We start from the raw sequence: 22,748 nt of genomic DNA, 5'->3' as shown, positions 1-22,748 counted from the left end.
ATGACCCAGCCGAGTCGGGTAGCGATCGTGACCGGGGCCGCACGTGGCATCGGCGAGGCGACCGCGCGCAAGCTCGCCGCCGACGGCATGTCCGTGGCGGTCGTCGACCTCGACGAGGGTGCCTGCGCGAACACGGTGACCGCGATCCACGACGCCGGCGGCACCGCCCTGGCCGTCGGCGCCGACGTCTCGGACGCGGTCCAGGTCGCGGCCGCGGTCGAACGGGTCACCGCGGAGCTCGGCGCACCCACGGTGCTGGTGAACAACGCCGGCGTGCTGCGCGACAACCTGCTGTTCAAGATGAGCGACGACGACTGGGAGACCGTGATGGCGGTCCACCTGCGCGGCGCGTTCCTGTTCAGCCGGGCCGTGCAGAAGCACATGGTCGACGCCCAGTGGGGTCGCATCGTCTGCCTGTCCAGCACGTCGGCGCTGGGTAACCGGGGTCAGGCCAACTACGCCGCGGCCAAGGCCGGTCTGCAGGGTTTCACCAAGACGCTGGCCATCGAGCTGGGCCGCTTCGGCGTCACGGCCAACGCGGTGGCGCCCGGCTTCATCGTGACCGATATGACCGCCGCCACCGCGGCCCGGGTCGGCGTCGACTTCGCGGACTTTCAGAAGGCGGCGATCGGTCAGATCCCGGTCGGCCGGGCGGGCCGTCCCGAAGACGTCGCGAACACCGTATCCTTCCTGGTCAGTGAAGGAGCGGGGTTTGTCTCCGGTCAGGTGATCTACGTGGCCGGCGGTCCCCGCGACTAGCCGTCATGACTTGATCCGGCGAGCTACACATGATGGAGCGGGCCGGACGGGTCGAAGGGTGGAGAAGCCGACAGTGAACCGAAGGATGAGCTCTCGTAGCGTGTCGTTGACCAGCACGTTCCTGCTGCTGGCGGCGGGCGGGGTGGCCGCCTGCGACAACGACAACGAAACGCAGGAGGGCTTCTACTGCGCCGATGCCAACGGCACCGTGGTGGACGAGGACTACTGCGACGACGACGATAACAACAACGGCGGCGGTGTCGGTGTCGCGCCGCTCTTCTTCATCTGGCACTCGTCGAGCTACCGCTCCGGCTACCCGGTCGGTTCCCGGCTGCCGCCGGGCGGTAGCCGGTTCGCCTACAACGACCGGGCTGCGCGCTCGTCGTTCGGGTTGCCGTCGACCGGCCGGATCAGCAACGGCACGGTCAAGACCAGCGTGGTCGGCAAGGGTGGCAGCGGCACCTCCGGCAAGTCCGGCAAGTCGGGCGGCTGAGCGTTGCGACGTGTTCCTTACGGACCGGTCCGTGACGGCTGGCGGCTGACCAACTACAGCCTCGGCCTGACCTACAACGACACGGAGCTGCCCGACGGCACCATGATGTCGTACTGGCAGGAGGGGCCGTACTACGACTTCAGCCAGGCCGAGATCGAGGAGCTGGAGGCGGCGACGACCGCGCTCAACAGCATGTGCCTCGACGCCGGCGACTGGATGGTCCAGCAGTGCCCCCGGCACACCGCGCAGGGCCGCCGCGACGGCTACTTCGCCTCGGTCTGCGGCCCGGAGACCTGTTTCCTGGCCAAGATCGGCATCCCGGAATACACCCACGAGCAGATCATCCGCACGTGGTTCGACGGCGACGCCGAGACCTGGACGCACCAGGACAAGGACCCGGACGGCCGGGTCCCGCTCCAGACGCCGGACTACTCGCCGTCCGTCTACGGCCGGTTCGACCTCTGGTACAACGGCGCCGGCAGCACGCCGCGCCTGCTGGAGTACAACGCGCAGACGCCCACGTCGCTGGTCGAGGCCGCGGTCATCCAGTGGCACTGGGTGGACCAGACCGGCGTGACCCAGCACCCCTGGCGGCAGTGGAATTCCATCCATGACCGGCTGGTCGGCTGGGAGGCGGCCGACGGCGAGCCGGCCAACCCCGGCGCCTGGCGGCGCAACATCGGCAAGCTGCGCGAGGCGCGCCCGTGGCTGCCGGAGAAGCCCAAGATCTTCTTCGCGTACGAGACCAGCGAGACGTCCGGTGAGGACCGGATGAACGTGGCCTACCTGATGGCGACGGCCGAGGAGGCCGGCTATCCGGTGGAGCTCATCGCGATGAGCCAGATCGGCTGGGACGTGGCCGGTGACCGGGTGCTCTTCGTGCCGGCGCCGGGCCAGGAGCACAGGGCGCAGCCGATCGACGTGATCTTCATGCTGTATCCCTGGGAGTGGTTCTGGAACGAGGAGGGCGGCAAGGCCTTCTTCCGCAACATGGCCGACCCCGCCAAGCGCGGCACGGTGTGGATCGAGCCGCCGTACAAAGCGGCGCTGCTGGGCAACAAGGCGCTGCTGCCGGTGCTGTGGAAGCTCTTCGGCGACGACCCGGAACGCGGCAAGTACCTGCTCCCGGCCTACTTCGCGGAGTCGTCGAAGGCGGCCACCCTGACCTCGTACGCGAAGAAGCCGGTCTGGGGTCGCGAGGGCGGCTCGGTCAAGCTCGTCAAAGAAGGCGTGACCCTGGTCGACAACCCCACCGAGTACGGCAGCGACGGCCGTTTCGTGGTGCAGGAGCTGCTGGAGCTGCCGTCGTTCGACGGCCTTGAGGGCACCGTGCACCCGGTGATCGGCGCCTGGCTGATCGACGGCGAGCCGGCCGGCATGGGCATCCGTGAGGGCCTGGGCACCGACGGCCTGGTCACCCGGGACAACTGCAACTTCCTCCCGCACACCGTCGGCGCCGATTCCTGAGTTCGTCTCCCGACCCCTCAACGTTGTGGTGCCGCCGCAGCGTTGAGGGGTTGTGACATTCGAGGAGTTCGTGGCGCTGCGGCTGGGCGCCCTGCTGCGCTACGCCACGGTGGTGACCTGGGATCCGCACCTGGCCGAGGACGTCACCCAGGAGGTCCTGGTCCGGGCGCAGCAGCGGTGGGGCCGCATCGCCGCGCTCGACTCGCCCGAGGCCTACGTCAAGCGCATGGTCGTCAACGAGTTCCTGTCGTGGCGGCGGCGCCGCGCCGCGCGGCCGGTGAGCCGGGAGTCGCTGGAGGCCGCCGCCGGCAGCGTGCCCGACCACGGCACCTCCTGGGGTGAGCGCGACGCGATGTGGCGGCTGATCGCCACCCTGCCGGCCCGGCAGCGCGCGGCCGTCGCCCTGCGCTTCTACGAGGACATGTCCTACGACGAGATCGCCGACGCCCTCGGCTGCCGCGCGGTCACCGCCCGTTCGCACGTCTCCCGCGCCCTGCTCACGCTGCGCGAGCAGCTGCCGGCCGCGCCGATCCTGACCGGGGAGAAATGATGAGCCAGTCCCTCGAAGACCTCGTCCGAGCGGCGCAGCACGAGCAGGCCGAGCGGGCCGTGGATCCGCAGCGCGTCCTCGCCGCTCTGCCGCAGCGCCGGACCCGGGTGGTCCGGCGCCGCCGGCTGGTGCTGGCGGTGGCTGCCGCGGCGGTCGTCGCGGTGGTGGCCCCGATCGTCGTCCTGCGTCCGGGGCCGGCCCCGCAGCCGCTGAGTGTCGCCCCGGGCCCCGGCCCGGCCGGGCCGGAGAGCCGGTTCGTGCCCCTGGAGTTCAGCCCGGGCTGGCTGCCGGCGGGGTACGCGGAGTACTACCGCTCGATCCGGCCGGGGGAGGGCCTCCTCCGGGTCTGGGGCTCGGCCCCGCCGCCGTCACCGCTGCTGATCGACGATGTCCCGCGCCGGCTGTCGATGACCGTCGTCGAGACCGGGGACGCGGCGGTCACCCGGGACGAGAGTGACGAGACGGTCGAGATCAACGGCGGCCGCGGCGGCTACCGTGCCGACGGGCCGCCGGGGGTGTACTGGCAGGCCGGCGGCTTCACCGTCGAGATCCGGGCGGACCGGCCGGGACTCACCAGGGACACCATGCTGCGCATCGCCCGCTCGGTGCGGCCCGATCCCGCCGGGACGGAACTGCCCCTGGTGGTCGGCGTTCCGGACGGGCAGGTGAGCGTCGCCCAGAGCGTGACGGGGGTCTCGCCCGGCGAGTGGCTCGCGGTGACCGACCTCGGCGAGGAGGATCCCCTCGGCAACGCCGTGGCCTCGGGCACCTCGGTCAGCGTGGGCACGGTGACCCCGGCCCCCGCGGGCGGCACCAGCCTGCGGGTCGGCGGCCGGCCCGCCCGCCACCTGTACGCGGAGGTCCCGGAGGGCGGCCACTATCTGGTCGTCGAACTCGGCGGCGGGCTGCGGGTGACCGTCTTCTCCCTGGACCTGGACCGGCCGGCGATGGTCGCGCTGGCCGAGGCGGCCGGTGCGCCGAACCCGACGGCGCTGGGCTGGATCGGGCGCTGAGCCTGCCGGTCAGGGCCGGCCGGGGCGGTTGCGCCACAGCCACCAGAGGCCGATGAGCGGCAGCACCAGCGGGACGTAACCGTAGCCGCTGCCGAAGCGCGACCACACCGTGGCGTCCGGGAAGGCCTCCTGGTCGAGCACGCTCAGCGTGCCCACGACCAGCACCCCGACCAGCTCGATCGAGCAGCTCGCCAGGGCGATCAGCCGGCCCCGGACACCGCCGACGGCCAGGCCGATCGTGGCTGCGACGTACACCAGCGCGGCGAACGCCGACAGCAGGAACGCCAGCGGCGCCTCGGAGAACTTGGTGGCGATCTGCACGCCGGCCCGGGCACCGGCGGAGACGGCGAAGATGCCGTACACCAGCAGCAGCACCCGCCCGGCGCCGGTGCCGATGGCCGCGTCGCGGGGCCGGGTGCGCCCGGAGGTCGGCTCAGCCACCGGTGGCCTCCGCGATCTGCTGCAGCCGCAGCACGAGAACCGGCAGCACCAGGCAGGCGACGCCGAGGATGAGGGTGCCCCAGCGGGTCGGCTCGAGCCGGGCCAGATAGAAGCCGACCGGGGCGAACGCGGCGGTGGTGATCAGGTAGCCGATGAAGGTGGTCACATCGCCCGGCCGGTCACCGGTGATGAGCCCGACCACGGACACCACCACGAGCACCGCGACCAGCGCGCTGAGCCCGAGCATGGCCCACAGGTCGGTGTTGCCGGGGGCGCGGTCGAGCGCCGAGCGGATCAGATACCAGATCCCCAGCAGGAGGGCCACGACGATGGTCGCGGTCGACAGCGGGCCGTTCATCACCGGCACAGCGTACTGATCAGCGGCCGCGTGTTAGCTTTCGGCCGGGTGTGATCTCCAGGGGGAAGGCGGCACGAGGATGCGGTTCGGACTTTTCGGTACGGGACCGTGGGCCCACCAGGCACACGCCCCGGCCCTGGCGGCGCACCCGGACGTCGAGTTCGTGGGGGTCTGGGGCCGGGACCCGGCCAAAGCGGCGGCCCTCGCCGAGGAGCACGGCGCGACGCCGTACGCGGAGATCGACGCCCTGATCGCCGACGTGGACGCCATCGCGGTCGCACTGCCCCCGGACGTGCAGGCGGACATCGCCCTGCGCGCGGCCCGGGCGGGCAAGCACCTGCTGCTGGACAAGCCGATCGCGTTCACCACCGAGGCCGCTGCCGGGATCGTCGCGGCCGCCGCCGAGCAGCAGGTGGCCGGGGTGGTCTTCTTCACCCGCCGCTTCATGCCGCAGATCCAGCAGTTCATCGACGAGGTCCGCGCGGCCGGTGGCTGGCTCGAGGCCCGGATCGACCACCTCGGCTCGATCTTCCAGCCGGGCAACCCGTTCGGGGCGTCGGTGTGGCGCAAGGAGAGCGGCGGCCTGTGGGACGTCGGCCCGCACGCGGTCGCGCTGATCCTGCCCGTACTGGGCCCGGTCACGCAGGTCACCGCGCTGGCCGGCGACCGCGACATGACCCACGTGCTGCTGCGGCACACCGGCGGCGCGATCAGCACGCTGACGCTGTCCGTCGACGCCCCGGCCGCCCTGGAACGCGAGGACGCGGCGTTCTTCGGGGAGTCCGGGGTCGCCGACGTGCCGCCGGTGCCGTGGCTGCCGGTGGAGGCCTTCGGCCGGGCGGTGGACGACCTGATCGGCGCGGCGAACGGTGGCCCGGCCTCGGCGCTGGACCTGAGCTTCGGCGCCGAGGTGGTGGCCATCCTGGCCGCGGCCGGTGAGTCGATCACCACCGGCCGGACCGTCACGCTGCCGGCGGGCGAGCCGGGCTAGCGGCAGCGCCAGAGCAGCGGGTGGTTCGCGGTGTCCGGCCCGGCCGAGTAGCCGGCCACCACCAGGCCGTCGTCGCTGATGCTCTCGACGATGTAGTCGTGTTCACCCTTGAGCTTCGAGTACGCCGGGAGCTTCGTGTTGCGGGTGCCGACGGTGATCACCGGCCGCTCGGCCTCGCCCACCACCCAGCCGTTCGCTGCCACCCGCGCCGGCATCCCCGCGCCGTTCACGAGCCGCTCGTAGCGATTGCTCGCGATGCGGTAGCGGAAGTAGGCGAACGATCGGGAGTCCGCGGTGTCGAACACGGCCCGGCCGACCACCCAGCCGTCGCGGATCGCGGCCGGCCAGAACATGTCCGCCTTGCGGCCGTCGACCTCGGGCAGCGGCATCCGGCGGGTGGTGCCGTCGGCCAGCCACAGGTAGCCCGTGCCTTCCTTGCCCTTGGGCGTGATGGTGCCGAGCACGTTGCCGGCCTCGTCGATGTCGCCGGCCTCGCCGGCCTCCGCACCGGCCGGCAACGGCAGCCGCTGCGGCTTCGCGGTCGTGGACGGCCAGCGTGCCGGGACGCCCTCGTACAGCGGGCCGAGCGAGCCGACCACCACCCCGGCGTCGTTGATGGCCGACGCCGCGCCTTCGCCGCCGGCCAGGGTGCGGGCCTTGCCGTCGCTGTACACGTACGGGCTGATGTCCGGATCGAAGCCGGAGCCGACCGCCACGCCGCGCGAGTTGACGTCGGTGAGACTGTCGTCGCCACCGTCGAAGAGGACCTTGCTGACGATCTTGCCGTCCCGCCACAGCACCAGGGGGCGCTGCTGGGCGCGCCCCGGCGGATACAGCCGGCCGACGTGCCAGCGCCCGCTCGGGTCTCCGCCGGTGACCAGCGCCTTCTCGAAGCCGTCGGTCGGCAGCCGGCTCACCGTGCAGTCCTTCGGTCCGGCCGGCGGGGCGGCGACCGCGATGGACGGGGACGCGTTGACGATCGGACGTGGTGGCGGCGTCGTCGGCCGGCCCAGGGCGGAGAAGGCGAGCGTGCCACCGGCCGCGGTCGTCGCGGTGGCGGCGACGACGGCTATTCCGCTGGTCCACCAGCGGGTGCGACGGCGGCGCCGGCCCTCGGCCATCGCACCGGCCACGTCGATGCGGGACGGGCCGGCCGGGTCGCCGGCGAGCGGGCTCAGCAGGGCCGCCGCGTCGCGGTCGGCGCTGTCCGGGTGCTTGTTCATCGTGTGCCCCCGAGGGAGTGGATGCGGTCGCCGAGGATCCGGCGCAGGGCCGTGAGTCCGTGGGCAGTCTGACTTTTCACGGTGCCCTCGCTGCAGCTCAGCACCCGGGCGACGTCGGCCACCGGCTGATCGCACAGGAAGCGCAGCACCAGGACGGCTTGCTGCCGGGGCGGCACCTGGGACAGGGCGGCGCGCAGCAGGGCCCGTTCCTCGACGTCGCCCCCGGCCTGGACGGGCGCGGGCCGGTCGGGTGGGACGCCGAGACGCACCTTCCACCAGCCCCGGCGCTTCTCGTCGAGGAAGATGCGGACCAGCATCGTGTGCACGTACGCGTCGAGGTTCTCCACGCCGCTGATCCGCGACCACCGCACGTACAGCTTGGTGATCGTCTCCTGCACCAGATCGTCGGCGTGGTGCTCGTCGCCGCTGAGCAGGTACGCGGTACGGCGCAGCCCCGTCGTCCGCCCGTGCACGTACGCCAGGTACTCCGCGTCCGATCCGTTGGCCATCCCCGCTCCCGCCCGTTGTCCCTGTAGTAAACGGTGACGTCGGACGATCGGTTGTATGCCGTCGCGGCCGGTCTGTGGTGCGATGACCCATCCGCGTAGCCGTCCGTGCCGAATGGCAGTTGAAACGGCATGAGCGATGGAGAGGCTGACTTCATGACTGAGCGCGGCGCCGCCCGCCGGCCTGACCATCTGTCGGCCGTACCCGATGCCCCGCCCGGCCCCGCCACGGACATCGGCGACCTGGTGCGGGCGGTCGCGCGCGGCGACGAGCCGGCGTTCGCCCGCCTCTACGATCTGGTCTCGCCCCGGGTCTACGGCCTGATCAGGCGCGTGTTGCGCGATCCGGCCCAGGCCGAGGAGGTGGCCCAGGAGGTGCTGGTGGAGGTGTGGCGCACGGCGGCCCGTTTCGACGCCGCCCGCGGCTCGGCGACGTCCTGGATCTTCACCATCGCGCACCGCCGCGCGGTGGACCGGGTCCGCTCCGAGCAGGCTTCGTCCGACCGCACCATGAAGGTCGGCGTCGCCTCGGTGGAGACCCCGTACGACGAGGTGGTCGACGAGGTGGCCGGGCGGCTGGAACGCCGGCAGGTGCGGCACTGCCTGGACGATCTCACCGAGCTGCAGCGTCAGGCGGTGACGCTGGCGTACTACCAGGGCCACTCGTACCGCGAGGTGGCCGAGCTGTTGAAAACCCCCCTGCCCACGGTCAAGACCCGGATGCGCGACGGCCTGATCCGTCTGCGCGACTGCCTGGGTGTGGAGGTGACCTCGTGACCACGACGGATATTCACGCCCTGGTCGGCGCCTACGCGCTGGACGCGGTGGACGATCTCGAGCGGGCCGCCTTCGAGCGCCACATCCTGGCGTGCGACGGGTGCCGCGGCGAGGTCGACGAACTGCGCGAGACCGCGTCGCGACTGGCCGACAGCACCTGGTCGGTCCCGCCGCCGCAGCTGCGCACCGATGTGCTGGCCGCGATCGGCCGGACCCGTCAGCTGCCGCCGGGCGAGTCGGCCCGGCCGGAGCCGGACGCGCGGGCGGCGGTGTCACGCTGGCGCCGGTACACGGCGGGCGCGGCCGCGGCGTGCATCCTGGCCACCGGGGCGGGTGCCGCCACGTGGGCGGTCCAGGAGCAGCGGGTACGCGCGAAGAACACCGCCGTCGCCGCCGCCGAGCTGCGGGAGGCCCGTACCCAGGCCATCCTGGCCGCCCCCGACCTGGTGGTCCGCACCGCCCCGATGATCGGCGGCGGCCGGGTCACCGTGGCCTCGTCCGCTCAGCAGGCAGCCAGCGTGGTGTCGTTGCGCGCCGAGCGGGCGCCGGCGACGGACCGGGCCTTCCAGCTCTGGACCATCCGCGATGTCGCCGCTCCAGCGCCGGTCGACGCCGGGTTGCTGGCTCCCGGGGAAGCCTCGGCGGCCCAGATCGTGGAAGGCGTACCCGGAAACGAGGTCTTCGCTGTCTCGGAGGAGCCGGCCGGCGGCTCGCCGCAGCCGACCCAGGTGGTCGCGCAGGTTCTCCTGACGTAGACCCATCCGGGACTCATACCGCTCCGAATCGTCTGTAGAGGAAAGAAAACGACGAAACGGAGATACCGATGGTCACCGACATCCGGCAGGCGGTCCAGGGGGTACGCGACAACAGCGGCCCCGTGACCTTCGCCTTCGGGATGGTGCTGGTGGGCATCGGTATCGCCGGGTTTCTCGCCGTCGGCCGGGGTGAACTGCTCGGACTGTTCCAGGTCACGATGCCGTTCAGCGTCCTGCACGTCGCGCTGGGTGCCGCCCTGGTGTCCGCCGTGATCCTCGGCCCGCGTCCGGCGCGGGTCACCGCCACCGGGGCCGGTCTCACGTTGTTCGCCCTCGGTCTCGCCGGCCTGGCCGGTGTCACCCGGATCGCGCCGACCGGTGCCGATATCGCCCTCTATCTCGTTCTCGGTATGGCGCTGACGGCCGTCGGCCGCCGCTGACCAGAAGCACTGCCCGCAAAAAAAGGTGCCCCTGTGCGCATCTGCCCGAGCACTTCGTCACGAATATTCCGTGACATCCATTTTCGAAGGGGATCCCATCATGCGCGCCACCAAGATCACTGCCATCACCGCCGCCTTCTTCTTCTCCGCCTCCCTGGCGGCGTGCGGCGGGGACGAAGCCGGCAGCAACGACACCGCGGCGGCTCCGGCTGCCACGACCGCGTCGGCCGCTCCGTCCATGGCCACGGACACCATGGCGAGTTTCGGTGCCGGCTGTGCCGCCGTGCCGACCGAGGCCACCGACCCGGGCAGCTTCGACGCCATGTCCAAGGTGCCGGTCGCGACCGCCGCCTCCGGCAACCCGCTGCTGTCCACCCTGGTCACCGCGGTCAAGCAGGCCGGGCTGGTCGACACGCTGAACACCGCGCCCGCACTGACCGTCTTCGCGCCGACCAACGACGCGTTCGCCAAGATCCCGGCGGCCGACCTCAAGGCCGTGCTGGCCGACAAGGAGACGCTGACCAGCATCCTCACCTACCACGTGGTCGAGGGGAAGCTCGCCCCGGCGCAGCTGGCCGGCACCCACAAGACCATCCAGGGTGACGAGGTCACGGTCGAGGGCAGCGGCAGCGACTTCAAGGTCAACGAGGCGTCGGTCGTGTGCGGCAACGTCCAGACCGCCAACGCCACCGTCTACATCATCGACTCCGTCCTCATGCCGAAGGGCTGATTCGAATCGGGGAGTGCGCCGGCCGTGGTGGTGACCACGGCCGGCGCCCGGCCAGGAAGGAGATCGTCGTGCGTCGTATCGCCTGGCCCGCCCTCATCGGTGTGCTCTCGGCCGCATTCGGGGTCGCTCTCGCGGAAGTGCTCGCGGCCGCGACCCGCCCCCAGGCCGGTCCGCTGGTCGCCGTCGGGGGCGCGGTGATCGACGCGGCGCCGACGCCGCTCAAGGAGTTCGCGGTACGCACGCTCGGCACGAACGACAAGCCCGTCCTGCTCGGCACGATCGCCCTGGCGCTGATCCTGTTCACCGCCCTGGTCGGCGTGCTCAGTGTCCGGCACCGCTGGATCGCCGTCGCCGGGGCCGCTCTGTTCGGCCTGGCCGGCGCGGTCGCCGCCGCGCTGCGGCCGGCCGCCATCGCCTACGACGTGGTGCCGTCCATTGTGGGCGCTGCCATCGCCGGAGCCACCCTGCTGTTCCTGCTCCACCGCTCCTACCGGACCGATCCGGCGGAGCCCGGGCCGGCCGGTTTCGATCGCCGCGCCTTCCTGCGCACCGCTGCGGTGATCGCCGGCGGCGCCGTCGTCGCCGGTGGTACGTCGGAAGTCGTCAAGCGGGTCCGCGGCGGTGCCGTCACCCGGTCCCGCGAGGCCATCGACCTGCCCGTGGCCGCGAGCCCGGCGAAACCGCTGCCTGCGGGCACCGCCCCGGGTTTCATGACCACCAACGCCGACTTCTACCGCGTCGACACCGCGCTGACCGTGCCCTCCCTCGACGTGGACACCTGGCGGTTGCGTATCCACGGGATGGTCGGGCGCGAGGTCGAGCTGTCCTTCGACGATCTGCTGAAGCGGCCGCTGATCGAGCGGGACATCACCCTCAACTGCGTGTCGAACGAGGTCGGGGGGCCGTACATCGGCACTGCCCGCTGGCTCGGCGTGCCGCTCGCCCCGCTGCTGCGGGAGCTCGGCGTCAAGCCCGGCGCCGATCAGGTGGTGGCCCGCTCGGCCGAGGGCATGACGATCGGGACGCCGGTCGAGACGATCTTCGACGGCCGCGACACGATGCTCTGCGTCGGGATGAACGGCGAGCCGCTGCCGCTGGAACACGGTTTCCCGGTCCGCATGCTGACCCCCGGCCTGTACGGCTACGCCGGTGCCTGCAAGTGGATGACCGAGATCGAGCTGACCACCTTCGCCGACTTCGACGCCTACTGGGTGCGCCGCAAGTGGGGCGCCCGCGGCCCGGTCAAGACGGCATCGCGGATCGACAAGCCGGCACCCTTCGCGAAGCTGACGGCGGGCCGGGTCACCGTGGCCGGCGTCGCCTGGGCCCAGGGCCGCGGCATCAGATCGGTCGAGGTACGCGTCGACGACCGGGCCTGGGCCAAGGCGGAGTTGCTGCCCGTCCCGTCCACGGACACCTGGGTCCAGTGGCGCTACGACTGGCCCGCCACCGCCGGCCTGCACACCCTCTCCGTCCGGGCGATCGACGGCACCGGAGCCGTGCAGACCGGGCAGCGCGCGACCCCGTTCCCGGACGGGGCGACCGGCTGGCACACCATCACCGCGACGGTGGAGTGATCAGCCAGGACGGGGCCCTAGGGAACCGTGCGCTCGATGGCTGCCGCGCCGTCCCGTTCCAGCTCCCGGCGGGCCCGCTCGATGTTCTCCGGTGTCGGGTCCCGGCCCTCGGCCAGCGCCAGGTCGACCGGCTCCCACTCCTGCTCAGCCCCGGTCCGTACCGCCGGCTCCGCGCCGGGCTCCAGGAACTCCGGATTGTCGGAGTCGGGACCGCCGCCGGTGACGAAAGCGCTCACGGCGACATCGTCCTCCACGGCGTCCGCGACCTCCGGGGTCTCCTCCAGCGGCTGGCGGTTCTCGTCGGTCATGGCCCCTCCAACGTGGATGCCTCGATACCTCGATCTTCTTCCTACTCCGCCTTACCCGGGTTGCCCAGCACTCATCCGCCCGTCCCGCCGGCCGCATAAATGGGACGATCAAGCACTTCGACCGCCAAGCGAGCGTGATTCGGACAACGGGCGCGCGCATCGGATGGACGGTGTGTAGTGAGCCGAATACATTTCTGCGTTGGCACGTGTGTGAGTGTTCCGGCGGGGATCGCTCAGTGCGTGGGCCGCCGGCGGCGACTCGCGGCACGTGGCGCGAGGGGAACGTGACAGATGATCGATCGCTGGGATGTTCAGTGAGCAGCCTGCCGGATGCCGAGCGGGACGCGAGTGAGGTCGTCCAGCTGCTGGCGGGGCTGGCCGCTCTGCTGCGCGGCCGGGACCGCGCGTTCGACGAGGACACCCGCGTGATGCTGAACATGGCGCTGGAGGGCTGTCTCTCCGCAGCCCGGGTGCTGGAGTATCTCCACGCTCTGCAGGGCTCCGGTGACGGGGTGGCTGCCTCGGTGCCACCACGGCTCGGCCCCTGGCGGGACTGGGTGCCGTCCCGGGGAAACCTGCTCGGCGAGACCGCCGGCGCACCCCGGATAGAGCAGCTGCCACGCCATCGCCGCCGCCACGATCCCGGCGAATAGCGGCGGGGGCGCGACAAGCGTCACGCCGAGGCGGAAACCCGGCCGGCCGATGACCCCGGGTCCGACTTGGATCATGTCGCGCAAGGCGGTCGTTCGGGCCTCAGCTGACGTTCCGCGCTCTGCCGCGGGTCCGGTTCGGCCCGGGGCCGTCGACGCGCGGGTCCGCCGGTGACCGATCCAGCACATTCTGGCCATATGAACTACTCTGGCGTTCCGCGCCTACCTGGCGTAACTTGCAGACCAGCGGACTGTTGTTGGACGCGGTATCCGGTGGGCGCCTGGGTGAGGCGCCGAGCTGCGCAGCTGGTCAGCGCAGAGACCCCCGCGCGGAGGTGGCGTCGTCCGCACGACGCCCAGGAAGAGGGCAGCTGTGTATCTGCCGATCACCACTCGTCAGTTGGCCGATGGCACCGTCGAGATCGCGCCGAGCGGCGAGATCGATCTCGACAACGCGCACGTGATGCGTGATGCGGTCAACGACGTGCTCACCACTTCCACGCCCGGGAAGATCGATCTCGACCTCCAACGGGTGATGCTGATCGACAGCATCGGCATCGGCATCCTCGTGGCCTGCTTCCACACGGCCGCCGCCAGCGGCGTCAAGCTCGTGGTGAGCCACCCGAGCCCGACGGTCTACCGCCAGCTGTGGATCTCCGGACTGGTCGGCCTGCTGGGCTGCGCCGAGCCGCCCTCCCCGCGGACCTCGGTGGGCCTGCGCCCCAGCTGATCCACCGTCACCCGATCGAGGGAATTCGGCGCGCCGATTTCCCGGCCTGCCCGCGACCTCATCCGGCCCGGGTGAGGTCCGTCGAAGCGGCCAGGTCGGTGACCACCTCCAGCAGGTGGGTCAGCACCGGCCGTTCCGCCCGCGGATGCCAGGCGGCGACAGTGGCGGCCCGCTCGGCGACCAGCGGGACGAAGACCACCCCGCTGTCGCGCAGCGTGCGGGCGGACCGGGCCAGCCGCGTCACCCCGACGCCGGCCGCGACCAGCCCCAGCAGGCTCGGCACGGTGGCCGACCGCTGCACCACCCGGGGCGTGAATCCGGCGATCGCGAAGTCCCGGTCGTACTCGGCGTGCCACGGCGGCCACGACTCGCGCGGCGTCAGCACCCACGGATCGCCGGCCAGCTCGGCCAGCTCCACCTCGCTCCGGCCGGCCAGGCGGTGCCCGGCCGGCAGCACGGCACAGACCGGCTCGACGGTCAGTGTGCGGGTGACCAGGTCGTCGACCAGCGGTGGCCGGGTGAAGGCGGCGTCGAAGCGCCCGTCGCGCAGACCGGCGACCAGCTCGGCGATGCCGATGTCGGCGGTGACCAGCTCGACGTCCGGATACTGCGCGCGGAACGCCCGCACGACCGGCGGCAGCATGTAGTTCGCCACCGACGACAGGAACGCCACGCTGAGCCGGCCGATCTCACCCCGGGCCGCCCGGCCGACCGTCGCCACCGCTTCCTCCGCCCGGGCCAGCACGGCGCAGGCCTCCGGCAGGAACAGCCGGCCGACCTCGGTGAGCCGGGTCCCGCGGCTGTCGCGGTCGAACAACCGGGCGCCGAGGATGCGTTCCAGCACGGTGATCTGGGCGGACAGCGACTGCTGCGCGATGTGCAGGTCGGCCGCCGCCCGGGTGAAGCTCAACCGCTCGGCGACCGCGACGAAGTAGCCCAGCTGCCGCAGCTCGGGGGTGGTCACAGTCTCCGACTGTAGTGACGTCAGGAAGTCGATGTTGGCCGCGTCGTCCGCCGGACCGGCAGGCTGGGAGCCATGGTCGAGACAGACAAGGTATGGGTCATCACCGGCTGCTCGGCGGGCTTCGGCCGGGAACTGGTGCTGGCGGCCCACGCGGCCGGTGACCGGGTGCTCGCGACCGCCCGCCGCCCGGAACAACTCGCGGATCTGGTCGCGGCCGGCGGGGGCCGGATCGCACCCACGGCCCTCGACGTCACCGATCCGGCGTCCGTCGCGGCGGCGGTCGCCACCGCCCTGGACACGTTCGGGCGCATCGACGTGGTGGTCAACAACGCCGGGCACGGGTCCGTCGGCGCGGTCGAGGAGCTCACGATGGCCGACCTGCGCGCGCTGATGGAGGTCATGTTCTTCGGGGCCGTCGAGGTGACCAAGGCCGTGCTGCCGCACCTGCGGGCCCGGGGCAGCGGCGCGATCGTGCAGATGAGCTCGATGGGCGGGCAGGTCAGCATGCCCGGCTTCGGTGCTTACTGCGCCGCGAAGTTCGCGCTGGAAGGACTGTCCGAGGCGCTCGCCGCCGAGGTGCGGCCGCTGGGCATCACGACGCTGATCGTCGAGCCGGGTGCCTTCCGTACCGAATTCGGCGGGGCCCGGATGCACCGCTCGGCCCCGATCGACGCGTACCGGGAGTCGACCGGGCCGACCCGCGCGGCCGTCGAGCAGATGGACGGCAAACAGCCCGGTGACCCCGCCAAGGCCGCCCGGGCCGTCGTCACGGTGCTGCGCAGCGACGACCCGCCCCTGCGCCTGGCCCTCGGCGCGGACGCCGTCGACCACATCGGCGCGCACCTCGACGCGGTCCGGGCGGATCTCGACAAGTGGGCGGAGCTGAGCCGCTCGACCGCACTCTCCGGGGTCGCCTACCGTTGACAGATCATGGTGCGGCGGCTGACGGTCACATTCCTTTTCCTGTACGCCGTGAGCGTCGTCGCCATCACCGTCTTCCCGATCCGGGTACGGTCCGCGGCCTACTGGGCCGGGGAGCCATGGTGGACGGTGTTCCACTGGATCCCCGGGGACGTGGACGCCCCGAGCTTCGTGCTCAACGTCATCATGTTCATCCCGCTGGGCATCCTGCTGCCGCTGCTCCGGCCGTCGCTGGACGCCATCGGCCGGCTCGCCGGGCACGCGGCCGCGGCCAGCTCGGCCATCGAGGTGACCCAGTTCATGCTCGGGATGACGCTGGGCAGCCGCCGCACGGTCGACGTCAACGATCTGATCGCCAACACCGCCGGTGCGCTGCTCGGCCTGCTCATCCTGCGGCTGGCCGTGCCGTCACGGCAGCACCGCGCAGGGTACGGCGCAGGAAGTCCGCCGTCGCCGTCACCGCCCGGCTGACGTGCGGCTCCCGGTCGTACAGGTCGACGTGCCGGTCGGCGTCCAGCCAGACGATCTCCTTGTCCCCGGGCGTCTCCTCGTACATCCGGGTGGCCAGTTCCGGGCTGCAGTAGTCGTCCCGGCGACCGTGCACGATCAGCAGCGGCGTCTCGGCCAGCAACGCCGCCCGGCCCAGCGCGTCGAAGGTCAGCAACGCGTGCAGCGACCCCCGGGTCACCCTGTTCTCCCAGGTGGCGGCGGTGGAACGGGCGGTGCCGTAGTAGGCGAAGGGCTCCGCGCCGGCCATCGCGGCCTCGCCGTCGTCCGGCGCCACGGCCGGCAGGTAGTCGTCGTAGGAGTCGATGAAGCCGCGGAGGCCGGCGCGGTAGGCCGCCGGGTCGCGGGCGAACCAGGCCGGGCTGTTGTAGGCGCCGGCGATTCCGGCCACGGCGCGTACCCGGGGGTCGGTGGCGGCCGCGCTGACCGCGTACCCGCCGCCCAGGCAGATCCCGACCAGGCCGACCCGCTCGGGGTCCACTTCGGACCGTTTCCGCAGCAGGCTCACCGCCGACCGCAGGTCGGCCAGCTTGCCCTGGGTGTCCTCGTGACCGCGACGGCCCTCGCTGGCCCCGAAGCCGCGGTGGTCGAAGGCCAGCGTGACGAAGCCCGCACGCGCCAGCCGGTCGGCGTAGAGACCGGTGACCTGCTCCCGCACACCGGTGAACGGCCCGGTCAGCGCGACGGCGCCGCCGTCCGCGCCGGCGGGCACGCGCAAGGTGCCGCGCAGCGTGAGGCCGTCGCTGGTGAAGGTGATCTCTTCGGTACGGATGTCGTCCACGCCCCGACGCTAGGCTCGGCCCGGACGGCTGCCCAGAAGGCACTTCATAGTGCCCATCCGGCTCGGGGGTACGGACGATGACGCTGGTGATCCCGGACGTGCTCGAGGAGAGCTGCGCGACGCGGCAGGCACTCGAACGCCTCGCGGCGAAATGGCGGGTGCTGCTGATCTACGCGTTGCTGGCCGGCCCGCAACGCCCGGCAGCGCTGCGGCGCAGGCTGCCGGGGATCACCCAGAAGGTGCTCACCGAGACGCTGCGGGCGATGGCCGCGGACGGCCTGGTGGAGCGGCGGGTCCTGAAGCAGGAGCCGCCGCAGCACGTCGAGTACGCCCTCACCCCGCTGGGCCACACCCTGGAGGAGCCGCTGGCCGCGATCTGCGGCTGGGCCGCAGCTCAGGCCGCGTCGAGCAGTTCGACCAGCTTGGCGGCATCCACGTCGGGACCGTAGGCCGGGGTGCCGGGCTGCTGCCGCCACGACTCGTCGAGGCCGCCGATGTCCACGGCGTCGAAGCCGAGCTCATCGACCAGGCCGAGCACGACCGTCTTGGCGCGCCGGTCGTCACCGGCCACCGGAAGCGCCCGCCGGCCCTCGGTGCCCGGCGGCGTGGGCCGGTCCAGCAGCTGCCGCGCGGCGATGGTGTTGAAGACCTTCACGACCGGGTGACCCAGCTGCTCGCCGACCCAGCGCGAGGAGACCATGCCGTCGTCGATGGGCCGGATCTGCCCGTCACGCTGCGGGTAGTAGTTGTTCGTGTCGATCACGACGACGCCCGGGGCGGCGCTGTCGAGCAGCCCCTCGGGCAGCTCGGCGACGGCCTTCAGCGGGACCGCGACGATCACGACCTCGGCATCGCGGGGAGCGTCGGTGACGTCCACCGGCGTGGCGCCGGTCCGTGCGGCCACCTCACCGAGGGTCCGCGGCCCACGCGAGTTGGCGATCACGACCTGGTGGCCGTGCCGGACGAGAAGCTGCGCCAGATTGCCACCGATGTGCCCGGCGCCGATGATGCCGATCCTCATGACGATCCTCCGTCTCTCCACCGGAGAGAATGCTCGACGGCGCCGGCGTCATCCCGGACGTGTCGCACGCCATGCCGGCCCCGCCGTCAGACCATGAGCTCCGGCTCCACCTGATGGATCTTGATCGGCATCCCGTCGGGCGTCTCCACGTGCAGCCGCGCCCCGAGATCCCGGTCGACGGCGACCTCGACGACGGTCACACCCCGCGAGCGCAACAGGCGCTCGAGCCGGTCGAGCGGCATCGTGGCGGTGAAGTTGAGCTCCACGGTGCTCTCCCCGCGCGAGGCGTCCGGCGGCCGGGTGACCAGGCCGATCTGGGCGGTACCGACCTGCATCAGCACCCACTCACCGTCCCGCTCGCCGTGGTTGACCTCCCCACCGAGCTGCTCGTAGAACGCGACGGCCGCGGCCATGTCGTCGACGTGCACCATGGGCTGCAGCTGCAGGCCGGGCAGCAGCGGGCGGGGTGGTGGCACCTTGGCGACCCCGACGGTCTCGGGGCGGCGGCCGGTGGCCGGGAGGAAGGAACGCTGATTGCCGGCCGGTCCCGGGCCGGAGTGCACGGGCAGGGCATTGGCCGTGCCGGGACGCCCGGCCGCGGGCGAGACGTTGTGCGGCTCCGACCTGCGCTGTTCGGCGGGCGCCCCGCCCATCTCGGGTCCGCCGGGTCCGGCGGGATCGGCGGGCGGCCTGCCGGCGCCGGGCTCGTGCTGGGCGGTGGGACCGGGTGGAGTGGCCTGCTCGGCCGCCGGAGCAGCCGGAGGGTAGGGATGGGCCGTCTCGGCAGGGTTCTCTGTCGGCGGGGTGCGACGAGGGCTGGGCATCGGGCGGCCGGATTGCCGCACGGGCCGGTTGCCGCCGGCCGCCAGCGAGTCCGTCCCCGCCTCGGCAGCGCGGGCCACCGGCTGCGGCAGCCCGCTGCCGTGCGGTTCGGCGGCCGGGTGGGGGAGCCCGGTTTCGTGCTGTCCGGGCTGCGGATGCGGGAGCCCGCTCGCGTGCTGCTCGGCTTCCGGAAGCCCGGCCTCGGCGGACGGGTGGCCGGCTTCCGGATGGCCGGCCGCGGGACCGTGGTGGGCCTGATCCGGGTGATCAACCTCGGTCCGGGCGTCCGGGGCCGGATGCTGCATGAACGGCGCAGCGATCGGGCGCGGGTCGGACGGGTCGCCCGCAGGTGGCCGCCGTGGCCCGGGCGGTGTGGCGGCGATCGGTGGGCGGGCCGGGGTGGCCTGGTGGTCCCGGGGATTCGCCGGCTTCCTGCCACCGGGCGGGACCGGTCGTTGCTTGGCCATGGCGGGCTCCTGTCGAGCGGACTCTCGGCGCCGGCGAGGTACCGGCCGCCGAGAGGTTCAACGACCCGTGGCGCTCATCGATACATCTCCACCCTCGCCGCCCGGCCCCGGAAGGTGCCGCAACCGGCGCAGGACGAGCAGACCGCCGATACCGGGGACGGCGGCGAGGAGGCGGGTGCGCAGGTCCCCGGTCACCTGGACGGTCGCCCCGATCACGAACAGGTAGGCGGATCCGTGCACCGGTCCGAGCAGCGAGGCGACGGGCGCCCAGTGCACGGTCACCAGGTTGGTCAGCAGCAGGACGAGGCTGGCCAGCTCGACCAGGGCGGCGATCCGCAGGAGTCGGTAGGCCACGGTCAGGCCCCCGTCGTGGAGCCGGGCCGGACGATCATCAGCACCACGACCACCGCCCACAGCAGGTTGAAAACGCCGGTGACCATGCCCAGCCGCGCCGCGACCCGCCCGTCGGCCGCCGCGCCGGGTGAGTGCTCGGCCTCCTCGCCGGCCGCCGCGCCGGGTGACTGCCCGGCTGCCTCGTCCGCGAAGACCCGAGCCGGGACGGGCACCGACCGCAGGGCGGTGGCCTGGCCCGGCAGGACGAGGAAGACCAGCACCGCAGCCGCGGCGACGGTCAGGATGATCGAGATGATCAGCCAGGCGTCACCCAGCACGCCCAGGCTGCTGGCCGTGGCCAGGCCGAAGACGGGCACCAGCACGCCCAGCGTCGCGTAGACCCGGCAGATCCGGTGCAGGTTGTGCAGGACGGCCAGGTTGCGCGGGTCCGCCGGCTCGGCCAGGGCGCGCCGGGTCGCCGCCGGGAACATGCTGGCCGCCACCGTCACCGGCCCGATGGCGACGATCGCGACCAGGACGTGGATCGAGAGAAGCAGTTTTGTCACGGTCGATCACGCTATGCAGGCCGGCAGCCCGCGGACAGTGGCTGGAACGCCACATGCCAACGGATTCTCGCCAGCGCTGAGCTAGGCTCCCCGGCATGCACACCGTCGCCGTGCTCGCCCTCGACGGCGTCGTCGCTTTCGACCTGTCGACGCCGCTGGAGGTCTTTGCCCGCACCCGGCTGCCCGGGGGAGAGCCCGCCTACGAGGTGCGTGTCTGTGCCGCCACCCCGGAGGTCGATGCCGGGGCCTTCGTGCTGCGTGCGCCGTGGGGGCTGGAGGCGCTGGACACCGCGGACACGATCATCCTGCCGGGGCTGGTCGAGCTGGCCGCGGACGTACCCGATGAGGTTCTGGCGCGGCTGCGGCAGGCCGCGGGCCGCGGCGCCCGGATCGCCTCCATCTGCGCCGGCGCCTTCGTCCTGGCCGCGACCGGGTTGCTGGACGGCCGGCGGGCGACCACCCACTGGCTGGCCGCCGCCCAGCTCGCCGAGCGTCATCCGCTGGTCGACGTCGATCCGGACGTGCTCTACGTGGACGAGGGGCAGCTGCTGACCTCGGCCGGAGCGGCCGCGGGGCTCGACCTCTGCCTGCATCTCATCCGGCGGGACTACGGCTCCGCGGTGGCTGCCGACGCGGCCCGGCTCTCGGTCATGCCGCTGGAACGCGACGGCGGGCAGGCGCAGTTCATCGTGCCGGAGCGGCCGCCGACACCGCGGGGTTCCACGATGGAACCGCTGCTGCGCTGGCTCGACGAGAACGCCGGACGTGACCTGACCATGGCCGAGATCGCGACGCAGGCCGGCATGAGCACGCGTACGCTCAACCGCCGCTTCCGTGAGCAGACCGGGACGACGCCGCTGCAGTGGCTGCACCGGGCCCGGGTGCGGCAGGCCCAGCACCTGCTGGAGACCACCGCCGAGGGTGTGGACCGGATCGGCGCGCGGGTCGGTTTCGGCTCACCGACCGCCTTCCGGGAACGCTTCAAGCGCATCGTCGGCACCAGCCCGCACGCCTACCGCCACGCCTTCCGCTCTGCTGCCTAGTGATGAGTTCTCGCGGTGGCTGCCGTCTCACTGTCATACGGGCAATCAACCGGCAGAGGAGACAGCAGTGGACGACATCGAACCGCAGACCGCCGACGGCAAGGTGCTCTGGCACTTCACCATGTCCCTGGACGGCTTCGTGGCCGGGCCGAACCACGAGATGGACTGGATGATGACCGGCGTCTCACCCCAGCCGGGCCTGGTCGAGCAGTACGTCAAGACGACCGGCGCGGTCCTGGGCGGCCGCCGCGGGTGGGACCAGTTCCCGGATCCGGGGGCCGTCTACGGCGGGGCCTGGACCGGGCCCATCTTCGTGCTCACCCATCATCCCGAGGACGCCGAGCCGGCCGACGGCGTCACGTTCCTCAACTGTGACGTGGCCGAGGCCGTGCGGATCGCGCTGGCCGCGGCCGGCGGCGGGAACGTCGAGGTGCTGTCGCCGACGATCGGCGGCCAGCTGCTCGAACGCGGTCTGCTCGACGAGATCAACCTGCACATCGCGCCCGTGCTGCTCGGCGAGGGCATCCGGCTGCTGGATCTGCCCGCTGGCCGGCCGCACTACCTCCACCGGGTCGGTGCCGGCGACCCCACGGCCGAGCTGACCGTGCGGTACCGCCCGGTCCGGCCCTGACCGGGGGCCTCAGTCGTTGAGCTGGGCTCTCTCGATCTCGCCCAGCGCCAGCGTGAGCACCTCCGTCAGCGGCCGAGGGCCCAGCAGATGGGCGATGAGCAGCGCGGAATGCCGGCCCAGCGCGTCGGCTTTCGGGGCGGCCTCCTCGTCGTCGTGCACGCCCAGCGCTCCCGCCAGCAGGACCAGCATGACGTGCGGGTCCACCTCGGGCTGCCAGGTGGCTGCCGCCCGGACGCTCTGCTCCAGGACGGTGCGGATGTCGTCGCCGTCCAGGCCGTCCGGGTGGGTCAGCTCCAGCAGCAGGCGCACCGTCGTACCCAGGATCAGGCCGGTCTGGGCCTGGTCCAGCGCGGCCAGCTCGCTCACCGCCGCGGTCAGCGCCTCGGCGTCGTGGTCACGGGCGGCCGCGACCGCGGCGTCGGTGGCCGCGGCGATCGGGCGTGCGGGTGCGGGCAGGTGCCGCCACTGGTTGGTCACGCTCCGACGCTAACGCTCGGGTCCGACAGAACCGGGCTGCCGGGGAAGCGGTCGATGTTGTCGACCACCCAGCGGCGCAGCAGGGCCAGCGGCTCACACGCGTCCTGGCCCAGCGGGGTCAGGGAGTATTCGACGTGCAGCGGCACGGCGGGATAGACCGTACGGTCGACCAGCCCGTGCTCCTCCAGCCGGCGCAGTGTGGCGGTGAGCACTTTCGGGCTCACCCCTTCGAGCTTCGCGCGGATCGCCCCGAAGCGGCGCGGGCCGTCCTCCAGGGCGCCCAGCGCGAGGGCACTCCACTTGTTGGCCAGCAGATCCAGCATGTCCCGGCACGGGCACGCAGCCGCGTAGACGTCGTGCGGCTTGCCGCAGGAAGGGGTCGCCATCGGGCCATCGTAGTTCCCTTTGGATACCAGCAGCCGTTGACGGTAACCAGGACCCCCGGCA

At 72.3% G+C, this 22,748-nt stretch carries 31 protein-coding genes; 18 read left to right on the top strand and 13 right to left on the bottom strand.

Annotated features, from left to right (window positions below; genetic code table 11):
* From fabG to Aau02nite_RS25455, 5 genes are all read left to right on the top strand, one after another.
* Positions 1 to 759: a 3-oxoacyl-ACP reductase FabG gene (fabG, locus tag Aau02nite_RS25475; RefSeq protein WP_212991089.1), complete on the top strand. Its 759-nt coding sequence runs from the start codon at positions 1 to 3 to the stop codon at positions 757 to 759.
* Between the two features lie 85 nt (positions 760 to 844).
* Positions 845 to 1,252 (top strand): hypothetical protein, encoded by a 408-nt coding sequence (locus Aau02nite_RS25470; RefSeq protein WP_212991088.1) that lies wholly within the window; start codon positions 845 to 847, stop codon positions 1,250 to 1,252.
* 3 nt (positions 1,253 to 1,255) lie between these two features.
* Positions 1,256 to 2,719, top strand: coding sequence for a glutathionylspermidine synthase family protein (locus Aau02nite_RS25465; protein WP_212991087.1), 1,464 nt, complete (start codon positions 1,256 to 1,258; stop codon positions 2,717 to 2,719).
* A 52-nt stretch (positions 2,720 to 2,771) separates the two neighbouring features.
* Positions 2,772 to 3,269 carry a SigE family RNA polymerase sigma factor gene (locus Aau02nite_RS25460; protein WP_212991086.1) on the top strand — a complete coding sequence of 166 codons (498 nt, stop codon included), beginning with the start codon at positions 2,772 to 2,774 and terminating at the stop codon, positions 3,267 to 3,269.
* On the top strand, positions 3,269 to 4,282 hold the full coding sequence (locus Aau02nite_RS25455; RefSeq protein ID WP_212991085.1) for a hypothetical protein: 1,014 nt from the start codon (positions 3,269 to 3,271) through the stop codon (positions 4,280 to 4,282). The genes Aau02nite_RS25460 and Aau02nite_RS25455 overlap by 1 nt, the downstream gene beginning before the upstream one ends.
* A gap of 9 nt (positions 4,283 to 4,291) precedes the next feature.
* On the opposite strand, the gene Aau02nite_RS25450 is transcribed toward Aau02nite_RS25455, so the two are convergent.
* Both Aau02nite_RS25450 and Aau02nite_RS25445 read right to left on the bottom strand, forming a co-directional pair.
* Positions 4,292 to 4,723, bottom strand: coding sequence for a hypothetical protein (locus tag Aau02nite_RS25450; protein ID WP_212991084.1), 432 nt, complete (start codon positions 4,721 to 4,723; stop codon positions 4,292 to 4,294).
* Positions 4,716 to 5,081, bottom strand: a complete 366-nt coding sequence (locus tag Aau02nite_RS25445; protein WP_212991276.1) for a hypothetical protein — start codon at positions 5,079 to 5,081, stop codon at positions 4,716 to 4,718. The genes Aau02nite_RS25450 and Aau02nite_RS25445 overlap by 8 nt, the downstream gene beginning before the upstream one ends.
* A gap of 79 nt (positions 5,082 to 5,160) precedes the next feature.
* On the opposite strand from Aau02nite_RS25445, the gene Aau02nite_RS25440 reads away from it, so the two are divergent.
* Positions 5,161 to 6,072, top strand: a complete 912-nt coding sequence (locus Aau02nite_RS25440; RefSeq protein WP_212991083.1) for a Gfo/Idh/MocA family protein — start codon at positions 5,161 to 5,163, stop codon at positions 6,070 to 6,072.
* On the opposite strand, the gene Aau02nite_RS25435 is transcribed toward Aau02nite_RS25440, so the two are convergent.
* Complete coding sequence (locus Aau02nite_RS25435) at positions 6,069 to 7,295, bottom strand: hypothetical protein (RefSeq protein ID WP_212991082.1); 1,227 nt, start codon at positions 7,293 to 7,295, stop codon at positions 6,069 to 6,071. The two genes, Aau02nite_RS25440 and Aau02nite_RS25435, sit on opposite strands and share 4 nt — an antisense overlap.
* Entirely contained in the window at positions 7,292 to 7,804 is a 513-nt protein-coding gene (locus Aau02nite_RS25430) for a SigE family RNA polymerase sigma factor (RefSeq protein WP_212991081.1), read from the bottom strand. Before Aau02nite_RS25430 ends, Aau02nite_RS25435 begins: the two co-directional genes overlap by 4 nt.
* A 153-nt stretch (positions 7,805 to 7,957) precedes the next feature.
* Here Aau02nite_RS25430 and Aau02nite_RS25425 point away from each other — a divergent pair, with 153 nt between their 5' ends.
* The 5 genes from Aau02nite_RS25425 to Aau02nite_RS25405 all read left to right on the top strand — a co-directional run bounded on the left by Aau02nite_RS25425 (position 7,958) and on the right by Aau02nite_RS25405 (position 12,080).
* Complete coding sequence (locus tag Aau02nite_RS25425) at positions 7,958 to 8,578, top strand: sigma-70 family RNA polymerase sigma factor (RefSeq protein WP_212991080.1); 621 nt, start codon at positions 7,958 to 7,960, stop codon at positions 8,576 to 8,578.
* Positions 8,575 to 9,333 (top strand): anti-sigma factor, encoded by a 759-nt coding sequence (locus Aau02nite_RS25420; protein WP_212991079.1) that lies wholly within the window; start codon positions 8,575 to 8,577, stop codon positions 9,331 to 9,333. The genes Aau02nite_RS25425 and Aau02nite_RS25420 overlap by 4 nt, the downstream gene beginning before the upstream one ends.
* A gap of 68 nt (positions 9,334 to 9,401) precedes the next feature.
* The gene (locus Aau02nite_RS25415) at positions 9,402 to 9,773 is read left to right on the top strand and encodes a DUF4383 domain-containing protein (RefSeq protein ID WP_212991078.1); all 372 of its coding nucleotides are present in this window, start codon (positions 9,402 to 9,404) and stop codon (positions 9,771 to 9,773) included.
* Positions 9,774 to 9,873: 100 nt separating this feature from the next.
* Entirely contained in the window at positions 9,874 to 10,503 is a 630-nt protein-coding gene (locus tag Aau02nite_RS25410; RefSeq protein ID WP_212991077.1) for a fasciclin domain-containing protein, read from the top strand.
* Between the two features lie 68 nt (positions 10,504 to 10,571).
* Complete coding sequence (locus Aau02nite_RS25405) at positions 10,572 to 12,080, top strand: molybdopterin-dependent oxidoreductase (RefSeq protein WP_246595431.1); 1,509 nt, start codon at positions 10,572 to 10,574, stop codon at positions 12,078 to 12,080.
* 17 nt (positions 12,081 to 12,097) lie between these two features.
* Here Aau02nite_RS25405 and Aau02nite_RS25400 read toward each other — a convergent pair whose 3' ends face one another.
* The gene (locus Aau02nite_RS25400) at positions 12,098 to 12,388 is read right to left on the bottom strand and encodes a hypothetical protein (RefSeq protein WP_212991076.1); all 291 of its coding nucleotides are present in this window, start codon (positions 12,386 to 12,388) and stop codon (positions 12,098 to 12,100) included.
* A 314-nt stretch (positions 12,389 to 12,702) separates the two neighbouring features.
* Between Aau02nite_RS25400 and Aau02nite_RS25395 the strand changes: the two genes are divergently transcribed.
* Positions 12,703 to 13,041: a hypothetical protein gene (locus tag Aau02nite_RS25395; protein ID WP_212991075.1), complete on the top strand. Its 339-nt coding sequence runs from the start codon at positions 12,703 to 12,705 to the stop codon at positions 13,039 to 13,041.
* Between the two features lie 370 nt (positions 13,042 to 13,411).
* The gene (locus Aau02nite_RS25390; protein ID WP_203775492.1) at positions 13,412 to 13,768 is read left to right on the top strand and encodes an STAS domain-containing protein; all 357 of its coding nucleotides are present in this window, start codon (positions 13,412 to 13,414) and stop codon (positions 13,766 to 13,768) included.
* Positions 13,769 to 13,826: 58 nt separating this feature from the next.
* Here the strand turns inward: Aau02nite_RS25390 and Aau02nite_RS25385 are convergent, their stop codons facing one another.
* The gene (locus Aau02nite_RS25385; RefSeq protein ID WP_212991074.1) at positions 13,827 to 14,732 is read right to left on the bottom strand and encodes a LysR family transcriptional regulator; all 906 of its coding nucleotides are present in this window, start codon (positions 14,730 to 14,732) and stop codon (positions 13,827 to 13,829) included.
* A gap of 72 nt (positions 14,733 to 14,804) precedes the next feature.
* Between Aau02nite_RS25385 and Aau02nite_RS25380 the strand changes: the two genes are divergently transcribed.
* Positions 14,805 to 15,656 (top strand): oxidoreductase, encoded by an 852-nt coding sequence (locus Aau02nite_RS25380; protein ID WP_212991073.1) that lies wholly within the window; start codon positions 14,805 to 14,807, stop codon positions 15,654 to 15,656.
* Between the two features lie 6 nt (positions 15,657 to 15,662).
* A complete protein-coding gene (locus Aau02nite_RS25375) occupies positions 15,663 to 16,124 on the top strand; it encodes a VanZ family protein (RefSeq protein ID WP_212991072.1) in 462 nt (153 codons plus the stop codon).
* Here Aau02nite_RS25375 and Aau02nite_RS25370 read toward each other — a convergent pair.
* A complete protein-coding gene (locus Aau02nite_RS25370) occupies positions 16,039 to 16,941 on the bottom strand; it encodes an alpha/beta hydrolase (RefSeq protein ID WP_246595430.1) in 903 nt (300 codons plus the stop codon). The two genes, Aau02nite_RS25375 and Aau02nite_RS25370, sit on opposite strands and share 86 nt — an antisense overlap.
* 77 nt (positions 16,942 to 17,018) lie before the next feature.
* Here Aau02nite_RS25370 and Aau02nite_RS25365 point away from each other — a divergent pair, with 77 nt between their 5' ends.
* The gene (locus Aau02nite_RS25365) at positions 17,019 to 17,390 is read left to right on the top strand and encodes a winged helix-turn-helix transcriptional regulator (protein WP_212991071.1); all 372 of its coding nucleotides are present in this window, start codon (positions 17,019 to 17,021) and stop codon (positions 17,388 to 17,390) included.
* Here the strand turns inward: Aau02nite_RS25365 and Aau02nite_RS25360 are convergent.
* The 4 genes from Aau02nite_RS25360 to Aau02nite_RS25345 all read right to left on the bottom strand — a co-directional run bounded on the left by Aau02nite_RS25360 (position 17,336) and on the right by Aau02nite_RS25345 (position 20,150).
* On the bottom strand, positions 17,336 to 17,962 hold the full coding sequence (locus Aau02nite_RS25360; RefSeq protein WP_212991070.1) for an NADPH-dependent F420 reductase: 627 nt from the start codon (positions 17,960 to 17,962) through the stop codon (positions 17,336 to 17,338). The two genes, Aau02nite_RS25365 and Aau02nite_RS25360, sit on opposite strands and share 55 nt — an antisense overlap.
* 86 nt (positions 17,963 to 18,048) lie before the next feature.
* Positions 18,049 to 19,251, bottom strand: a complete 1,203-nt coding sequence (locus tag Aau02nite_RS25355) for a VOC family protein (RefSeq protein WP_212991069.1) — start codon at positions 19,249 to 19,251, stop codon at positions 18,049 to 18,051.
* Between the two features lie 57 nt (positions 19,252 to 19,308).
* Positions 19,309 to 19,605: a DUF3817 domain-containing protein gene (locus Aau02nite_RS25350; RefSeq protein WP_212991068.1), complete on the bottom strand. Its 297-nt coding sequence runs from the start codon at positions 19,603 to 19,605 to the stop codon at positions 19,309 to 19,311.
* Between the two features lie 2 nt (positions 19,606 to 19,607).
* Positions 19,608 to 20,150, bottom strand: a complete 543-nt coding sequence (locus Aau02nite_RS25345) for a hypothetical protein (RefSeq protein WP_212991067.1) — start codon at positions 20,148 to 20,150, stop codon at positions 19,608 to 19,610.
* Between the two features lie 95 nt (positions 20,151 to 20,245).
* On the opposite strand from Aau02nite_RS25345, the gene Aau02nite_RS25340 reads away from it, so the two are divergent.
* Entirely contained in the window at positions 20,246 to 21,193 is a 948-nt protein-coding gene (locus tag Aau02nite_RS25340) for a GlxA family transcriptional regulator (RefSeq protein WP_212991066.1), read from the top strand.
* Between the two features lie 67 nt (positions 21,194 to 21,260).
* Positions 21,261 to 21,824, top strand: a complete 564-nt coding sequence (locus Aau02nite_RS25335; protein ID WP_212991065.1) for a dihydrofolate reductase family protein — start codon at positions 21,261 to 21,263, stop codon at positions 21,822 to 21,824.
* 9 nt (positions 21,825 to 21,833) lie between these two features.
* Here the strand turns inward: Aau02nite_RS25335 and Aau02nite_RS25330 are convergent, their stop codons facing one another.
* Both Aau02nite_RS25330 and Aau02nite_RS25325 read right to left on the bottom strand, forming a co-directional pair.
* On the bottom strand, positions 21,834 to 22,301 hold the full coding sequence (locus tag Aau02nite_RS25330) for a hypothetical protein (RefSeq protein ID WP_212991064.1): 468 nt from the start codon (positions 22,299 to 22,301) through the stop codon (positions 21,834 to 21,836).
* Positions 22,298 to 22,687, bottom strand: coding sequence for a winged helix-turn-helix transcriptional regulator (locus Aau02nite_RS25325; protein WP_212991063.1), 390 nt, complete (start codon positions 22,685 to 22,687; stop codon positions 22,298 to 22,300). The genes Aau02nite_RS25330 and Aau02nite_RS25325 overlap by 4 nt, the downstream gene beginning before the upstream one ends.
* Positions 22,688 to 22,748: the final 61 nt, after the last annotated feature.

The organism is Actinoplanes auranticolor (genome assembly GCF_018332655.1).
Lineage (GTDB): Bacteria > Actinomycetota > Actinomycetes > Mycobacteriales > Micromonosporaceae > Actinoplanes > Actinoplanes auranticolor.
The sequence above is the reverse complement of the archived record's forward strand: the minus strand, read 5'-3'. Positions and strand labels throughout refer to the sequence as shown.

What these genes read in the sequence shown, in the direction of transcription:
- Aau02nite_RS25325 (WP_212991063.1), bottom strand. Translation starts at nt 22,687, where the DNA reads ATGGCGACCCCTTCCTGCGGCAAGCCGCACGACGTCTACGCGGCTGCG.
- Aau02nite_RS25355 (WP_212991069.1), bottom strand. Translation starts at nt 19,251, where the DNA reads ATGGCCAAGCAACGACCGGTCCCGCCCGGTGGCAGGAAGCCGGCGAAT.
- Aau02nite_RS25415 (WP_212991078.1), top strand. Translation starts at nt 9,402, where the DNA reads ATGGTCACCGACATCCGGCAGGCGGTCCAGGGGGTACGCGACAACAGC.
- fabG (WP_212991089.1), top strand. Translation starts at nt 1, where the DNA reads ATGACCCAGCCGAGTCGGGTAGCGATCGTGACCGGGGCCGCACGTGGC.
- Aau02nite_RS25375 (WP_212991072.1), top strand. Translation starts at nt 15,663, where the DNA reads ATGGTGCGGCGGCTGACGGTCACATTCCTTTTCCTGTACGCCGTGAGC.
- Aau02nite_RS25445 (WP_212991276.1), bottom strand. Translation starts at nt 5,081, where the DNA reads ATGAACGGCCCGCTGTCGACCGCGACCATCGTCGTGGCCCTCCTGCTG.
- Aau02nite_RS25470 (WP_212991088.1), top strand. Translation starts at nt 845, where the DNA reads ATGAGCTCTCGTAGCGTGTCGTTGACCAGCACGTTCCTGCTGCTGGCG.
- Aau02nite_RS25360 (WP_212991070.1), bottom strand. Translation starts at nt 17,962, where the DNA reads ATGAGGATCGGCATCATCGGCGCCGGGCACATCGGTGGCAATCTGGCG.
- Aau02nite_RS25380 (WP_212991073.1), top strand. Translation starts at nt 14,805, where the DNA reads ATGGTCGAGACAGACAAGGTATGGGTCATCACCGGCTGCTCGGCGGGC.
- Aau02nite_RS25455 (WP_212991085.1), top strand. Translation starts at nt 3,269, where the DNA reads ATGAGCCAGTCCCTCGAAGACCTCGTCCGAGCGGCGCAGCACGAGCAG.
- Aau02nite_RS25400 (WP_212991076.1), bottom strand. Translation starts at nt 12,388, where the DNA reads ATGACCGACGAGAACCGCCAGCCGCTGGAGGAGACCCCGGAGGTCGCG.
- Aau02nite_RS25440 (WP_212991083.1), top strand. Translation starts at nt 5,161, where the DNA reads ATGCGGTTCGGACTTTTCGGTACGGGACCGTGGGCCCACCAGGCACAC.
- Aau02nite_RS25365 (WP_212991071.1), top strand. Translation starts at nt 17,019, where the DNA reads ATGACGCTGGTGATCCCGGACGTGCTCGAGGAGAGCTGCGCGACGCGG.
- Aau02nite_RS25425 (WP_212991080.1), top strand. Translation starts at nt 7,958, where the DNA reads ATGACTGAGCGCGGCGCCGCCCGCCGGCCTGACCATCTGTCGGCCGTA.
- Aau02nite_RS25435 (WP_212991082.1), bottom strand. Translation starts at nt 7,295, where the DNA reads ATGAACAAGCACCCGGACAGCGCCGACCGCGACGCGGCGGCCCTGCTG.
- Aau02nite_RS25430 (WP_212991081.1), bottom strand. Translation starts at nt 7,804, where the DNA reads ATGGCCAACGGATCGGACGCGGAGTACCTGGCGTACGTGCACGGGCGG.
- Aau02nite_RS25340 (WP_212991066.1), top strand. Translation starts at nt 20,246, where the DNA reads ATGCACACCGTCGCCGTGCTCGCCCTCGACGGCGTCGTCGCTTTCGAC.
- Aau02nite_RS25410 (WP_212991077.1), top strand. Translation starts at nt 9,874, where the DNA reads ATGCGCGCCACCAAGATCACTGCCATCACCGCCGCCTTCTTCTTCTCC.